Origin of the sequence: Streptomyces sp. NPDC127038 (genome assembly GCF_042725875.1) — a bacterium.
GTDB lineage: Bacteria > Actinomycetota > Actinomycetes > Streptomycetales > Streptomycetaceae > Streptomyces.
Window position 1 is genome coordinate 71,074 of sequence record NZ_JBHXDQ010000021.1, and the last position, 16,265, is coordinate 87,338.

The window sequence follows — 16,265 nt, forward strand, 5'->3', positions numbered from 1 at the left end:
CACGTAAGGCCCCATGTCCGGTACGCGCCTCCAGGCGCCGCCTATCATGGGGCTTGCGTCTAGGGGTGGGGATGTAACTCCAATCACTGGACGTGCGTTGGGCCTTACGTAGACTGAGGCGCTCGCAACGAAGCGACACGCCGACTCGCTTCGCGGCACCATCACGCAGGGAGTTACGACCGTGGCAAGTGGCAACGCGATCCGAGGAAGCCGGGTCGGGGCGGGGCCGATGGGCGAGGCCGAGCGCGGCGAGTCCGCGCCGCGGCTGCGCATCTCCTTCTGGTGCTCCAACGGGCACGAGACGCAGCCCAGCTTCGCCAGCGACGCGCAGGTCCCCGACACCTGGGACTGCCCGCGCTGCGGCTTCCCCGCAGGACAGGACCGGGACAACCCGCCGGACCCGCCGCGCACCGAGCCCTACAAGACGCACCTCGCGTATGTGCGGGAGCGGCGCAGCGACGCGGACGGCGAGGCGATCCTCGCCGAGGCGCTCGCCAAACTGCGGGGCGAGATCTAGGAGTTGATGGCCGGCCGGGCATCCCGTGGATGTCTGGCCGGAAGCGTGTCGCGTTGACGTCGCGGCCGGTGCGCGAGCCGCCGCCGGATCCGCCGCGTCCGGACGCGCGACCGACGTCGGCCCTTCGGGTGCCCGCGCCGCGCGCCGGTTCGTCCGTCGCGCCCGGACGCGCGGCCGACCTGGGCCGTTCGGGTGCCCGCGCCGCGCGCCGGTTCGTCCGTCGTGCCCGGAGACGGGGCGTACGGCGTGCCCGGCCCGTCGGTGGCGCCCTCCCGCCCCCGGGTCACACCGATGCAGCAGTGCGGGCCCGTCGGCACGGCGGCCCCGGGGGCCCGTGACCGTGCGTCGGTCTCCGGTCGGGCCCTCCCCGGCGAGACGGGCTCGGCGGCCCGCACCCGCGCACCTGTTTCTTCCCCGAGGCCCGGCCCGGCCGGTGCCGTTCGCGTACCCGCGCTCCTTGCCCGCCCGTCTTCCACCGTCATCGTGCTGACACCTGCGGGCCGCCCGGACGTATCTGTTGTTGAGCCGGTGGACGCACTACGACAGCTCGTGTCCAGCCCTGATCAATTAGGTTGGGACCGGCAGCGGGGCAAGGGACGCAGCAGCACAGGCAGGAAGAAGGCGGAAGTCCGAGATGAACGCAGAAAGCCGTACCCGGCTCAACCAGACACCCGAGTGGACCGCCCTGGCCAAGCACCGCGAGGAGCTCGCCGGCACCCGTCTGCGCGAGCTGTTCGCCGCCGAGCCCGGACGCGGTTCCGGCTACACGCTCCAGGTCGGCGATCTGCACATCGACTACTCCAAGCACCTGGTCACCGACGAGACGCTGCGACTGCTGCGCGAGCTGGCCGTCGCCACGGACGTGTTCGGGCTGCGGGACGCGATGTTCCGGGGCGAGAGGATCAACACGACCGAGGACCGGGCGGTGCTGCACACCGCGCTGCGGGCCCCTCGGGACGCGGTGGTCGAGGTCGACGGCGAGAACGTGGTGCCGGCCGTCCACGCGGTCCTCGACAAGATGGCGGGCTTCGCGGAGCGGGTCCGTTCGGGCGAGTGGACCGGGCACACCGGCAGGCGCATCAAGAACGTCGTCAACGTCGGCATCGGCGGCTCGGACCTCGGCCCCGCCATGGCCTACGAGGTGCTGCGCTCCTTCACGGACCGCTCGCTGACCGTCCGGTTCGTGTCGAACGTGGACGGCGCCGACCTGCACGAGGCCGTCCACGACCTGGACCCGGCCGAGACGCTGTTCATCATCGCCTCCAAGACCTTCACCACCATCGAGACCATCACCAACGCCACCTCCGCGCGCGAGTGGCTGCTGACCGGCCTGAAGGCGGGTCAGGAGGCGGTGGCGAAGCACTTCGTGGCGCTGTCGACGAACGCGGAGAAGGTGTCGGACTTCGGCATCGACACGGCGAACATGTTCGAGTTCTGGGACTGGGTCGGCGGGCGGTACTCGTACGACTCGGCGATCGGCCTGTCGCTGATGATCGCGATCGGCCCGGACCGGTTCCGCGAGATGCTGGACGGCTTCCACCTGGTCGACGAGCACTTCCGCACCGCCCCGGCCGAGGCCAACGCCCCGCTGCTGATGGGCCTGCTGGGCATCTGGTACGGCAACTTCCACGACGCGCAGTCGCACGCCGTGCTGCCGTACTCGCACTACCTGTCGAAGTTCACGGCCTATCTCCAGCAGCTCGACATGGAGTCCAACGGCAAGTCCGTGGACCGTGACGGCAACCCGGTGGAGTGGCAGACCGGACCGGTGGTGTGGGGCACGCCCGGCACCAACGGCCAGCACGCGTACTACCAGTTGATCCACCAGGGAACCAAGCTGATCCCCGCCGACTTCATCGGCTTCGCCGAGCCCGTGGCCGATCTGCTGCCGGGACTGGTCGCCCAGCACGACCTGTTGATGGCGAACTTCTTCGCGCAGACGCAGGCGCTGGCGTTCGGCAAGACCCCGGACGAGGTCCGCGCCGAGGGCGTGCCCGAGGAACTGGTGCCGCACAAGACGTTCCAGGGCAACCACCCCACGACCACGATCCTGGCGAAGGAACTGACGCCGTCGGTCCTCGGTCAGCTGATCGCCCTCTACGAGCACAAGGTCTTCGTCCAGGGCGCGGTCTGGAACATCGACTCCTTCGACCAGTGGGGCGTCGAACTCGGCAAGGTGCTCGCCAAGCGCGTCGAACCCGCCCTCACCGAGGGCGCCGACGTGCCGGGGCTGGACGCGTCGACCAAGGCGCTCGTCGCCAAGTACCGGACCCTGCGGGGTCGTTGAGACCCGTGTGAGGGGAAGCGGGCGGCGGGAGTCCGCCCGCTTCCCGTAGGGCGGCCGTGTCAAGCGAATCGAACGCGGGAACGTACATCCTCACCTCATGTGTTCGATTTCTTCACAACAAGCGCATATCTTGTCGACGATCTCCGGCATGCCGGAACGGACGGGCTGATAGGGAGGTACCTCCAGGGGGGCCTGTGAGGGTGGTGACCCCTGTGCACTGACGCCCAGGAGGTATCCGCCGTATGCCCGATCAGTTAGGGACCGCGTCCACCGCCGACGATCCAGGTCTCGACCGGCTGAAGGCCGTTCTCGACGGCTGGCGCAACTCGCTGCTGGACATGGGCGGGCGCAACCGGCTGCTGAACTTCAAGCACACCAGAACGGCGACCCTGGAGATCACCACGCCGTCCGCCGGCGCGCTTCTCGCCGACCTCGCCAAGGGCTGGGAGTTCGCCCCCGTCGTCGAGAAGACGGACCCGGAGGCGGCGGACTCCGGGACAGTGGACTCCGGGACGGTGGACTCCGGGACGGTGGACTCCGGGCGGCGGTCCCGGGCCGGGCTGGTCACGCAGAAGACCACCCAGGCCTCGCTGGACAGCTCGCTCTACCAACTGCGCCAGAGATCCGGCCAGATGTACAACGACTACGGCCTGTGGGTGCTGTGGCTCGGCATCGGCATGCTCGACTGGCGCGAGGCCGACGCCGACCAGGGCAGCTCGGCTCCCCTGCTCCTCGTCCCGGTGGAACTGCGCCGGGACAGCGGCCGGCGCAGCCGTCTCCACCTGGCCGACGACCAGGATCGTATCCACAACCCGGCGCTCGCCGTGAAGCTGGAACGGCTCGGTGTGGACTGGAGCCGGGTCACCGCCGCGGATGTCACGGACCCGTCCGCCGTGATGTCCGCCGCCCGGGCGGTCGCGGCCGGGCAGAAGGACTGGTCGGTGGAGGAACGGGTGGTGCTCGGCCTGTTCGCCTCGCACCGGGAGGCCATGTACCAGGACCTCCAGCAGAACGAGGAGCGGGTGCTCGGTCATCCGCTGGTCCGTGCCGTGGCCCTCGGCCCCGACGCCGGCCTGCCCGACGACCTGATCGCGTTCGAACCGGCGGACCTCGACCGCATCGACGACGTCCAGCTGCCCGAGCGGACCCCGCTGGTCCTCGACGCCGACGCCTCGCAGCGGCAGTGCGTCGCCGCCGCCCTCGACCAGCGGTCGTTCGTGATGAGCGGCCCGCCAGGTACCGGCAAGAGCCAGACCATCACCAACATGATCGCCGCGCTGATGCACGCCGGGCGCAGCGTGCTGTTCGTCAGCGAGAAGGCCGCGGCGCTCGACGTCGTACGCAACCGGTTGCGGGGCGTGGGCCTGGGGGACTTCGTGATGGCGCTGCACAGCGGCGACACCAGCAAGAAGGCGGTGGCCACCGAACTCGCGCGGGTGCTGACCACCGAGGTCCGCGTGACCGGGGCCGCGGAGCACGAACTGGAGCGGGCCCGCACCCTGCGCGAGGAACTGTCCGCGTACGCCGCCGCCATGAACGAGACCCGCGAGCCCCTCGGCCGCAGCCTGCACGACGTCCTCGGACGGCTCGTGCTGCTGGAGCAGTCCGGTACCCCCCGGCTGCCGCTCGCCGCCGGGAACGCCGGAGCCGTCCGCGGTCTGACCGCGGGTGCCCTCCAGGAACTCGCCACCGCCTCCCGGACGATCGGCCGCGCCTGGCGTCCGGCCGTCGAGGGAGAGGCCTTCCCGTGGCGCGGACTGACCGGCACGTCTCCCCACCAGGTGGTGTCCGAGGCTGCCGACGCCCTGGACGCCCTGGTGACCGCCACGGGCCGGCGCCCCTTCGCGGCGACCCAGGACGAACCCCGCTCGGTGCACGAAGTCCGCGCTCTGGTGCGCTCCTTGAGGGCGGGGCTCCCTGATCCGCAGGGGACGGCACGGGCCGCGGCTGACGGGGGGCTCCCGGACGACGTGTCGGCCCAAGTGGCCCAGCTGGCCGACCTGTTCGGGCTGCCCAAGGCCGACCGGGCCGAGGCCGCGTTCGCCCTGTGCGAGCTCGCCGATCTGACGGGCCACGACCATCTGCCGCCGCGCGGCTGGTTCGACGCCGATGGGCTGCGCCGGGCGCGTACGGCGGCGGGGGAGCTGCGCCGCGCCCTGGACGCCGAGGCCACCGCCCGGGACGCGGCCTCGGACGTGTTCGGCGAGCAGGTGCTCGCCTGCGCCGAACTGCCGGAACTGGCCGACCGGTTCGCCGGTCGCCATCGCGGACTGATGGGGCGCTTCTCGGCCGCGTACAAGGAGGACCGCTCCGCCGTGGCCGCGCTCACCCGCGACGGCGTCTGGGACAGGGCGCTGCCGGGGCGGCTGGAGCAGGCGCTCGCCTGGCGTGCCGCGGCCGCCGAGGTCGCCCGGCTCGCCGAGCGTCACTCCGCCCTGCTCGACCGCTATCTGCCGCGCACCGTGGAGGCCTTGGCGGACCTCGACCTCGCCCTGTCCACGGCCGACCGCATCGCCGAACTGAGCCGCGACGCCGACAGCCGTGAACCGTTCGCCGCGCGTCGTCCGCTGCTCGCCGAGCGGCTCTCCTGCGGGGCCGACACGGACCGGCTCCCGCGGCTGCTCGCCGAGAACATCCGGCAGTCGCTCGCCGCCTGGTGCGCCACGGCCTGTGCCCGGGCCGATCGCTGGAGCCGGTCCGCCGACGATCTGCTCGGCCTGTTCGACACCGCGCGCCGCACCCAGCTCTCGACCGGTCTGCTGGGCCTCTTCGACCAGGCCCACCGGTCGATCGAGGCGCTGCGCGCCGACGAGCAGGGCCCGGAGATCTGGCACGCCCACGTCGACGGCGTCGCCGTGCTCGCCCGGCACGGAGCGGACGACCTCGTGACGAGCGCGGCCGAGCGGGGAGCCGACCCCGGCCGGCTGGCCGACGTCGTCGAGCAGGCGCTGCTGCGCGCCTGGGCCGACGACGTCCTCGCCGGGGACGCCCGGCTGCGCAGGTCCCGTTCCGACGACCTCGACGCGCGGGTGAGCGACTTCCGGGACGCCGACCGCCGGCTGATCGCGGCCGCGGGCGGCGCCGTCATCGAGGCCTGCAACAAACGGCGCCCGCGCCGGTTCGCCGGGGGAGCGGGCGCCGTCATCGTCCGGGAGGCGGAGAAGAAGACCCGGCACATGCCGGTGCGGGAACTGCTCGGCAGGACCCGGGACGTCGTCCAGTCGATCAAACCCTGCTTCATGATGAGCCCGTTGACGGTCAGTCAGTTCCTGCCTCCCGACTTCCACTTCGACGTGGTGGTCTTCGACGAGGCGTCCCAGGTCCGGCCGAGCGACGCGGTCAACTGCGTCTACCGCGGACGCACCCTCGTGGTGGCCGGTGACGACAAGCAGCTGCCGCCCACCTCGTTCTTCGACTCCTCCGTGGACGACGACACGGACGAGTACGCGCAGGACGTCCCGGACTCCTTCGAATCGCTGCTGCACGCCTGCAAGGCCGGCGCCATGCGTGAACTGCCGCTCGGCTGGCACTACCGCAGCCGCCACGAGAACCTGATCACCTTCAGCAACCGGGAGTTCTACGGCAACGCCATGGTGACGTTCCCCGGAGCACTGGACGAGGGCAACGACGTCGGTGTGGCCTTCCTGGAGGCCGACGGTGTGTACGACAGGGGCGGGCGGCGCGACAACCGCCTCGAAGCGGACTTCGTCGCCCGGCGCGTGCTGCACCACTTCGACACCCGGCCCGGCAGGACCCTCGGCGTCGTCGCGCTCTCCCAGGCCCAGGCCTCGGCCATCGACCAGGCCGTGCAGCAGGCGAGGCTCGCGCGCCCCGATCTCGACCACTGTTTCACCGAGGACCGGCTCGACGGCTTCTTCGTGAAGAACCTGGAGTCCGTCCAGGGCGACGAACGCGACGTGATGATCATGTCGGTGGGGTACGGCCCCGATGAACACGGCAGGCTGGGGCTGAACTTCGGCCCCGTCAACAAGGCCGGAGGCTGGCGCCGGCTCAACGTGGCCGTGACCCGCGCCCGTTACCGCATGGAGGTCGTCTCGTCCTTCCGGGGCACGAGCCTGTCCGACAGCCCCAACGAGAGCGTGCAGTACCTGAAGCGCTATCTCGAGTACGCGGAGAACGGGCCGTCCGTGCTCGCCCGCGACGTCGTACAGGGGGACGCCGAGCCGGACAGTCCGTTCGAGGAGTCGGTGCTCGCCGTCCTGCGGGGCTGGGGACTCCAGGTGCAGCCGCAGGTCGGCGTCGCCGGGTATCGCATCGACATCGGCCTGCGCCATCCGCTGCTGCCCGGCGCCTACGCGCTCGGCATCGAGTGCGACGGGGCCATGTACCACTCCTCGCGGGCGGCCCGGGACCGGGACCGGCTGCGCGAGCAGGTCCTGAACGGGCTCGGCTGGCGGCTCCACCGCATCTGGGGCACCGACTGGTACCGCGGACGGGCGGCCGCCGAGCTGCGGTTGCGGGAGGCGGTCGACGCGGCGATCGCGCAGGGTCCGCTCACCGCGTCCGTTCCGGCCCAGGCCGCGCCGCCGTCGTCGTCCGCGGGGCGACGGACGACGGACGGCTTCCCGGAGGGGGTGCCCTCGGGAGATCCGTCCCCCGCGAACCCGCCCCCCGCGAACCCGCCCTCGGGGCGCCCGTCCGAGGGGCCTGCCACACCGACCACGCCTGCCACACCGACCACCCCTGCCGCGCCGGTCTCCCTTGTCTCCCAGGCGTACGAGCGCGTGCCGGTCGACAGCGGCGCGGAGCGCGCGTGGAGCTCGGTGTACCGGACCGAGACGGTCATGCTGCCGCCCGGACACGAACTGCACACGCCGGAGGCCCGGCCCGCGCTGCGCAGGCTGCTGGCACGGGTCATCGAGGTCGAGGGGCCCATCCACGAGGAACTGCTGGTGCAGCGGGCGCGCGAGGCCTGGGGCGTCGCCAGGGCGGGCAGCCGTATCCGGGACAACGTCCGGGAGGTGACGCGCATGCTGGTGTCCTCGGGGCGCGTGGCCGTGGACGGGGCGTTCTTCGCCACGGAGGGCCACGACGTCGTCGGCGCCAGGCGCCCCCAGGACGGCGAGTCGGCCCGCAAGGTCCTGCACATCGCCCCCGCGGAGCGGTACGTGGCGCTGTGCGAGCTGGCCGCCGAGTGCCCGGGAATGTCCGAGGACGAACTCGTCAAGCAGGCCTGCGAGTTCTTCGGCTGGCGCCGGACCGGCAAGGACATCCGTGACTGTCTCGCGGCCGACATCGCGGAACTCCGTCGGCGAGGACGACTGGAGGGCACCACCGACCGTATCAACGCGGCCCGCTGAAAAGGCCGTTGCCGGCGGAACGGGCCGGGGCAGCAGGGTCGGTGACCCTGCCGCCCCGGTCGGCGGTTCGTGTGCCCGGTCGTTCAGGCGGACGCCGGTGGATACAGCGACCGCGGGAGCTGGGACGCGGCCGCCGCGTCCAGCAGCCACAGGGTGCGTGAACGGCCGTACGCGCCGGCGGCCGGGGCCTGGATCTCCCCGGCGCCCGACAGTGCGATCGCGGCGGCCTCCGCCTTGTCCTCCCCGGCCGCGAGCAGCCACACCTCACGGGCGGAGCGGATCGCGGGCAGGGTCAGCGAGATCCGGGTCGGCGGCGGCTTGGGCGCGCCGTGCACGCCGACCACCGTCCGCTCCGTCTCCCGCACCGCGGGCAGCTCAGGGAAGAGCGAGGCCACGTGGGTGTCCGGGCCGACGCCCAGCATCAGGACGTCGAAGGACGGGACCGGGCCGTGGTTCTCGGGCCCGGCGGCCTTCGCGAGCTCCGCCGCGTACGACTCCGCCGCCGCCTCGACGTCGGCGCCGTACGGACCGTCGGACGCGGGCATGGTGTGCACGCGCGCCGGGTCCAGCGGCACCGCGTCGAGCAGGGCCGCGCGGGCCTGCGTGTCGTTGCGGTCGGGGTCGCCCTCGGGGAGGTACCGCTCGTCGCCCCACCACAGGTCGAGACGCGCCCAGTCGACGGCGTCCCGGGCGGGCGCGGACGCGAGCGCCGCGAGGAGCCCGTTGCCGTTGCGCCCGCCGGTGAGCACGATCGACGCGTAGCCGCGCGAGGCCTGCGCGTCCACGATCTTCGTGATCAGCCGTGCCGCCGCGGCCTCGGCCATCAGTTCCTTGTCGCGGTGGACGACGAGCTGAGGGGTGTTCACTCGGCGGCCGCCTTGTCCGCCGCCTTCTTCGCGAGCGTCTCGGCCACCCCGGCGGGGGAGTCCTTGGCGACCGGGGCCGCCTTCGTGGCGGTCGCGGTACCGCCCGACGCCCCGGAACCCCCGGTGTCCGCCGGGGCGTTCAGCCGGTCCACGCCGAAGCGCAGCGCCGAGGCGTAGGTGTCGTCCGGGTCGAGGCGGCGCAGCTCCTCCGCCATCAGCTCGGCCGTGTCCCGGCGCTTGAGCGCCACCGCGCGGTCGGGCTGCCCCTGGATGGACAGGGTGGCGAGGGTGCCGTCGGCGCGGTCCAGGACGATCGGGCCGCAGCTCGTGTCCAGCCGGACCGCGGTGAGACCGGGGCCCGAGGACAGCGACCGCTTGACGGGGACCTCGAGGCGGTCCGCGAGCCACATCGCGAGGAGCTCGCAGCTCGGGTTGAACTCCTCGCCCTCCACCTCGACCGCGTCCACGTCGCAGGCGACCTGGTCCAGGGCCGCGGCCAGCATCGAACGCCAGGGCGTGATGCGGGTCCACGACAGGTCCGTGTCGCCCGGGGTGTAGGCCTCGGCGCGGGCGTTGAGCTCCCGTACCGGGGCCTCGGCGGCGTAGGTGTCGGTCACCCGGCGCTGCGCGAGCGCGCCGAGCGGGTCCTTCGCCGGGTCGAGCGGCGCGTTGACCGGCCACCAGACGACGACGGGCGCGTCCGGCAGCAGCAGCGGCAGCACGACCGACTGGGCGTGGTTGATCACCTCGCCGTACAGGCGCAGCACCACCGTCTCGCCGGTGCCCGCCTCCGCCCCGAGCCGCACCTCGGCGTCGAGGCGCGAGGTCGTGCGGTCGCGGGGCGAGCGGGAGACGCGCTTGATGACCACGAGGGTGCGCGAGGGGTGCTCGCGCGAGGCCTCGTTGGCGGCCTTCAGGGCGTCGTAGGCGTTCTCCTCGTCGGTGACGATGACGAGGGTGAGCACCATGCCGACGGCGGGTGTGCCGATGGCGCGGCGGCCCTGCACGAGCGCCTTGTTGACCTTGCTGGCCGTGGTGTCGGTGAGATCGGTCTTCATGGGCGACGCCAGCTCCGTCCGTCTCGTTCGAGCATCTCGTCGGCCTCGACGGGTCCCCAGGTGCCCGACGGGTACTGCGCGGGCTTGCCGTGCTTGTCCCAGTACCGCTCGATCGGGTCGAGGATCTTCCAGGACAGCTCGACCTCCTCCGTGCGCGGGAAGAGGTTCGAGTCGCCGAGCAGCACGTCGAGGATCAGACGCTCGTACGCCTCAGGGCTCGACTCCGTGAAGGACTCGCCGTACGCGAAGTCCATCGAGACGTCCCGGATCTCCATGGAGGTGCCGGGAACCTTGGAGCCGAAGCGGACCGTGACGCCCTCGTCGGGCTGGACGCGGAAGACGATCGCGTTCTGGCCCAGCTCCTCCGTCGCCGTGTGGTCGAAGGGGGAGTGCGGGGCGCGCTGGAAGACGACCGCGATCTCGGTGACGCGGCGGCCGAGGCGCTTGCCGGTGCGCAGGTAGAACGGGACGCCCGCCCAGCGGCGGTTGTCCACCTCCACCTTGATCGCGGCGAAGGTGTCGGTCTTCGACTTGGGGTCGATCCCGTCCTCCTGGAGGTAGCCGACGACCTTCTCGCCGCCCTGCCACCCCGCCGCGTACTGGCCGCGGACCGTGCTCTTGCCGAGGTCCTTCGGCAGCCTGGTCGCGCCGAGCACCTTGGTCTTCTCCGCCGCGAGCGCGTCCGCGTCGAAGGAGGAGGGCTCCTCCATCGCGGTCAGCGCCATCAGCTGGAGCAGGTGGTTCTGGATGACGTCACGGGCGGCGCCGATGCCGTCGTAGTAGCCGGCGCGGCCGCCGATGCCGATGTCCTCGGCCATCGTGATCTGGACGTGGTCGACGAACGACCGGTTCCAGATCGGCTCGAACATCGTGTTGGCGAAGCGGAGCGCCAGGATGTTCTGGACGGTCTCCTTGCCCAGGTAGTGGTCGATGCGGAAGACCTGGTCCGGGGCGAAGACCTCGTGCACGATCGAGTTGAGCGCCTCGGCCGACTCCAGGTCGTGTCCGAAGGGCTTCTCGATGACCGCGCGGCGCCAGGAGCCGCCCGACTGGTCCGCCAGCTTGTGCTTCTTGAGCTGCTGGATGACCACCGGGAACGCGGACGGCGGCACCGACAGGTAGAAGGCGAAGTTGCCGCCCGTGCCCTGCGCCTTGTCCAGTTCCTCGATCGTGGAACGGAGCCGGTCGAAGGCGTCGTCGTCGTCGAAGGTGCCCTGGACGAAGCGCATCCCCTGGACGAGCTGCTGCCAGACCTCCTCGCGGAAGGGGGTGCGGGAGTGCTCCTTGACCGCGTCGTGGACCTCCTGGGCGAAGTCCTCGTGGGCCCACTCGCGGCGGGCGAACCCGACGAGCGAGAAGCCCGGCGGCAGCAGGCCCCGGTTCGCGAGGTCGTACACCGCGGGCATCAGCTTTTTACGTGACAAATCGCCCGTGACGCCGAAGATGACCAGGCCCGACGGCCCCGCGATACGCGGGAGCCGTCGGTCTGCGGGGTCACGCAGCGGGTTGCTGCTCGACAAGATTTCAGCCCTCCGAAGGGGCGAGGCGCCGGAGCTCCGCCTCGGTCGACTTGAGCAGGTCGTTCCAGGCGGACTCGAACTTCTCGACGCCCTCGTCCTCAAGGAGCTGGACCACGTCGTCGTAGGAGATCCCGAGCTTCTCGACGGCGTCGAGCTCGGCACGGGACTGCTCGTACGTACCGGCGATGGTGTTGCCGGTGATCCGGCCGTGGTCCTCGGTGGCCTCCAGGGTGGCCTCCGGCATGGTGTTCACGGTGTTCGGCGCGACCAGCTCGTCGACGTACAGGGTGTCCTTGTACGCCGGGTCCTTGACGCCGGTCGAGGCCCACAGCGGACGCTGCTTGTTGGCCTGCGCCCGGTCGAGGGCGGCCCAGCGGTCCGTGGAGAAGACCTCCTCGTACGCCTGGTAGGCGAGCCGGGCGTTGGCGACGCCCGCCTTGCCGCGGGCGGCCTTGGCCTCGGGGGTGCCCTGGGCGTCCAGCCGCTTGTCGATCTCGGTGTCCACGCGGGACACGAAGAAGGACGCCACGGAGTGGATCTTCGAGAGGTCCAGGCCGCGCTCCTTGGCCTTCTCCAGGCCGAGCAGGAACGCCTCCATGACCTCGCGGTAGCGCTCCAGCGAGAAGATCAGCGTGACGTTGACGCTGATGCCGAGGCCGATGACCTCGGTGATCGCCGGCAGACCCGCCCGGGTGGCCGGGATCTTGATGAGGGTGTTGGGGCGGTCCACCAGCCAGGCGAGCTGCTTGGCCTCGGCGATCGTCGCCGTGGTGTTGTGCGCCAGACGGGGGTCGACCTCGATGGAGACCCGGCCGTCCTGGCCGCCGGACGCGTCGAAGACGGGCCGAAGGATGTCGGCGGCGTCACGGACGTCCGCCGTGGTGATCATGCGCAGGGCTTCTTCGACGGTGACCTTGCGGGCCGCGAGCTCGGTGACCTGCTGCTCGTAGCCGTCTCCGCTGCTGATCGCCTTCTGGAAGATCGACGGGTTGGTGGTGACGCCCACGACGTGCTGCTGGTCGATCAGCTCGGCCAGGTTGCCGGACGTGATCCGCTTGCGCGACAGGTCGTCCAGCCAGATCGCGACGCCTTCCTCGGAGAGGCGCTTGAGTGCGTCTGTCATGGAAATTGCATCTCCTACGTGTCGTTTGTCGGCGTCAGCGCTGGGCTGCGGCGATCGATTCCCGGGCGGCTTCCGCGACGTTCTCGGCAGTGAAACCGAATTCGCGGAAGAGCACCTTGCCGTCGGCCGAAGCACCGAAGTGCTCCAGCGAAACAATGCGTCCGGCGTCCCCGACGAACCGGTGCCAGGTGAGACCGATTCCGGCCTCGACCGAGACGCGGGCCTTCACCGACGGCGGCAGGACGCTGTCCCGGTACCCCTGGTCCTGCTCGTCGAACCACTCCACGCACGGCATGGAGACGACCCGCGTGGGGATGCCCGCGGCCTGGAGCTGCTCGCGCGCCTCGACGGCCACGTGCACCTCGGAGCCGGTGCCCATCAGGATGACCTCGGGCGCGCCGCCCTCGGCCTCGAACAGCACGTACCCGCCCTTGGCGGCGTCCTCGTTCGCCTCGTACGTCGGTACACCCTGGCGGGTGAGCGCGAGGCCGTGCGGGGCGCCCTTGCCGTACACCTTGGTGTAGCGCTTGAGGATCTCGCGCCAGGCGATGGCCGTCTCGTTGGCGTCCGCGGGACGGACGACGTTCAGGCCGGGGATGGCGCGCAGCGAGGCGAGGTGCTCGACCGGCTGGTGGGTCGGACCGTCCTCGCCGAGGCCGATCGAGTCGTGCGTCCACACGTACGTGACCGGCAGGTGCATCAGGGCCGACAGGCGGACCGAGTTGCGCATGTAGTCGGAGAACACCAGGAAGGTGCCGCCGTAGATGCGGGTGTTGCCGTGGAGCGCGATGCCGTTCATCTCCGCGGCCATGGAGTGCTCGCGGATGCCGAAGTGGATCGTGCGGCCGTACGGGTTCGCCTCGGGCAGCGGGTTGTCCGCCGGGAGGAACGAGCTGGTCTTGTCGATCGTGGTGTTGTTCGAGCCGGCGAGGTCGGCGGAGCCGCCCCACAGCTCGGGGATGACCGCGCCGAGGGCCTGGAGCACCTTGCCGGACGCGGCGCGGGTGGCGACACCCGTGCCCGCCTCGAAGACGGGGAGCTTCTCCTCCCAGCCGCTCGGCAGCTCGGTCGCGGCGATGCGGTCGTACTCCGCCGCGCGCTCCGGGCTGGCGGTACGCCAGGCGGCGTAGCCCTTCTCCCACTCGGCCTTGGCCTGGGCACCGCGGTCCAGCGCCTGGCGGGTGTGGGCCAGCACCTCGGCGGCGACGTCGAAGGACTTCTCCGGGTCGAAGCCGAGGACGCGCTTGGTGGCCGCGACCTCGTCGTCGCCGAGCGCCGAGCCGTGGGCGGCCTCGGTGTTCTGCGCGTTCGGGGCGGGCCAGGCGATGATCGAGCGCATCGCGATGAAGGACGGCTTGTCCGTCACCTTCTTCGCGGCCTCGATCGCGTTGTAGATGGCGTGCGGGTCGAGGTCGCCGTCCGGCTTCGGGGCGATCCGCTGCACGTGCCAGCCGTACGCCTCGTAGCGCTTGACCGTGTCCTCGGAGACCGCGGTCTCCGTGTCGCCCTCGATCGAGATGTGGTTGTCGTCCCACAGCAGGATCAGGTTGCCGAGCTTCTGGTGCCCGGCCATGGAGGACGCCTCCGAGGAGATGCCCTCCTGGAGGCAGCCGTCACCGGCGATCGCGTAGATGAAGTGGTCGAACGGGGACTCGCCCTGCGGCGCGTCCGGGTCGAACAGACCACGCTCGTAGCGGGCGGCCATCGCCATGCCCACCGCGTTGGCGACACCCTGGCCGAGCGGGCCGGTCGTGGTCTCCACGCCCGGCGTGTGACCGTACTCGGGGTGTCCGGGGGTCCTGCTGCCCCAGGTCCTGAAGGACTCCAGGTCGTCCAGCTCCAGACCGAAACCGGCCAGGTAGAGCTGGGTGTAGAGGGTCAGTGACGAATGGCCGGCGGACAGCACGAAGCGGTCGCGGCCGACCCAGTTCGTGTCCGCCGGGTCGTGCCGCATCACCTTCTGGAAGAGGGTGTAGGCGGCGGGCGCCAGGCTCATGGCCGTACCGGGATGGCCGTTGCCGACCTTCTGTACGGCATCGGCGGCCAGGACGCGGGCGGTGTCCACCGCTCGCTGGTCCAGCTCGGTCCACTCGAGGTCTGTGGTGGTCGGCTTGGTGCTCACCCTGGGTCAGGGCTCCTCTCCACATGTCACACATGTCGAAATGCCGGTGCACTGGGCGCCCCGGCCGTTGTCGAGCCTACCCCCGTGAGTACGCGCGTTTTTTCGAGTCATTCCAGACTGCCGGGACTCACCGCGATCCGCCTCCCGACTGGGCCGTTCCATGTTCGGCACATGAATACGGAGCCGCTCGTCCGAGTGCTCAATCGAGTCTCGATCAGCTCTTCCGGCCGCACTCCCCAACACGGGCGCACCCCCGCGAATGCCGGGGTCTGGGCAACGTCTACAGTGGCGTGGTACGCGCGGGCCTTTCGCGGGGAATTCATCCCGGGGCCCGCTGGGATGTCTCTGTCAGGGGTGTGCGTGACGGCCGTCGAATCCCGTCCAGCCGGTGTGCTCGGGACGAGCAGCAGCCGGGGCCAGCGGCCGTTCGGGGCCCGTCTGAAGGCGTTCGTGGCGCTGACCAAGCCGCGGATCATCGAGCTGCTGCTGATCACCACCGTTCCGGTGATGTTCCTGGCCCAGCAGGGTGTGCCGGATCTGAAGCTGGTGCTCCTCACCTGCCTCGGCGGCTATCTGTCCGCGGGCGGCGCCAACGCGCTGAACATGTACATCGACCGCGACATCGACGCCCTCATGGAGCGCACCTCGCAGCGGCCCCTCGTCACCGGCATGGTCAGCCCCCGTGAGTGCCTCGCCTTCGGCATCACGCTGGCGGTCGTGTCGACCCTGCTGTTCGGTCTCGCCGTCAACTGGCTGTCCGCCTGGCTGTCGCTCGGAGCGCTCCTCTTCTACGTCGTCGTCTACACGATGATCCTCAAACGGCGTACCTCGCAGAACATCGTCTGGGGCGGCATCGCGGGCTGTCTGCCCGTGCTCATCGGCTGGTCGTCCGTCACGGACTCCATGTCCTGGGCGCCTGTCATCCTCTTCCTCGTCATGTTCTTCTGGACGCCGCCGCACTACTGGCCGCTGTCGATGAAGGTGAAGGACGACTACGCGCGCGTGGGCGTGCCGATGCTCCCGGTCGTCGCGAGCAACAAGGTCGTCGCCCGCCAGATCGTCCTCTACAGCTGGGTGATGGTCGCGGTCTCGCTGCTGCTGACCCCGCTCGGGTACACCGGCTGGTTCTACACCGTGGTCGCGCTGGCCGCGGGCGGGTTCTGGCTCTGGGAGGCACACGGCCTCCAGAACCGCGCCAAGGCCGAGGTCACGGGCGGCAAGCTGAAGGAGATGCGGCTGTTCCACTGGTCGATCACCTATGTGTCGATCCTCTTCGTGGCCGTCGCGGTGGACCCCTTCCTCCGCTAGACCGCCCGGAACACCTGGAACACCTGGACGGGAGGGGTGGGGGGGGGCCGCGCCCCCCCCCCCCCCCCCCCCCGGCGGGGTGGACGGGGGCGGCCTGAGGGGCGAGGGCGACACCCCCCCAAACAGGCAGGTATAAAAAAAAA

Annotated in this window: 9 protein-coding genes; 4 read left to right on the top strand and 5 right to left on the bottom strand. The window is 71.0% G+C overall.

Annotated features, from left to right (window positions below):
• Positions 1–181 precede the first annotated feature (181 nt).
• From ACFWI4_RS17335 to ACFWI4_RS17345, 3 genes are all read left to right on the top strand, one after another.
• Positions 182–517 carry an RNA polymerase-binding protein RbpA gene (locus tag ACFWI4_RS17335; protein WP_003957010.1) on the top strand — a complete coding sequence of 112 codons (336 nt, stop codon included), beginning with the start codon at positions 182–184 and terminating at the stop codon, positions 515–517.
• Between the two features lie 634 nt (positions 518–1,151).
• Entirely contained in the window at positions 1,152–2,804 is a 1,653-nt protein-coding gene (gene pgi, locus ACFWI4_RS17340; RefSeq protein ID WP_387196677.1) for a glucose-6-phosphate isomerase, read from the top strand.
• A 242-nt stretch (positions 2,805–3,046) separates the two neighbouring features.
• Positions 3,047–8,125, top strand: a complete 5,079-nt coding sequence (locus ACFWI4_RS17345) for a DUF3320 domain-containing protein (protein WP_387196680.1) — start codon at positions 3,047–3,049, stop codon at positions 8,123–8,125.
• An 83-nt stretch (positions 8,126–8,208) separates the two neighbouring features.
• On the opposite strand, the gene pgl is transcribed toward ACFWI4_RS17345, so the two are convergent.
• The 5 genes from pgl to tkt are packed head-to-tail and all read right to left on the bottom strand — an operon-like array spanning position 8,209 to position 14,814.
• On the bottom strand, positions 8,209–8,991 hold the full coding sequence (pgl, locus tag ACFWI4_RS17350) for a 6-phosphogluconolactonase (protein ID WP_387196683.1): 783 nt from the start codon (positions 8,989–8,991) through the stop codon (positions 8,209–8,211).
• A complete protein-coding gene (opcA, locus tag ACFWI4_RS17355) occupies positions 8,988–10,049 on the bottom strand; it encodes a glucose-6-phosphate dehydrogenase assembly protein OpcA (protein WP_387196686.1) in 1,062 nt (353 codons plus the stop codon). Before opcA ends, pgl begins: the two co-directional genes overlap by 4 nt.
• Positions 10,046–11,572 (bottom strand): glucose-6-phosphate dehydrogenase, encoded by a 1,527-nt coding sequence (zwf, locus tag ACFWI4_RS17360; protein WP_385408979.1) that lies wholly within the window; start codon positions 11,570–11,572, stop codon positions 10,046–10,048. Before zwf ends, opcA begins: the two co-directional genes overlap by 4 nt.
• Before the next feature lies 1 nt (position 11,573).
• The gene (gene tal, locus ACFWI4_RS17365; protein WP_387196689.1) at positions 11,574–12,692 is read right to left on the bottom strand and encodes a transaldolase; all 1,119 of its coding nucleotides are present in this window, start codon (positions 12,690–12,692) and stop codon (positions 11,574–11,576) included.
• 34 nt (positions 12,693–12,726) lie between these two features.
• Positions 12,727–14,814: a transketolase gene (tkt, locus tag ACFWI4_RS17370; protein ID WP_387196692.1), complete on the bottom strand. Its 2,088-nt coding sequence runs from the start codon at positions 14,812–14,814 to the stop codon at positions 12,727–12,729.
• A gap of 354 nt (positions 14,815–15,168) precedes the next feature.
• On the opposite strand from tkt, the gene ACFWI4_RS17375 reads away from it, so the two are divergent.
• The gene (locus tag ACFWI4_RS17375) at positions 15,169–16,122 is read left to right on the top strand and encodes a heme o synthase (RefSeq protein ID WP_339135402.1); all 954 of its coding nucleotides are present in this window, start codon (positions 15,169–15,171) and stop codon (positions 16,120–16,122) included.
• Positions 16,123–16,265 lie beyond the last annotated feature (143 nt).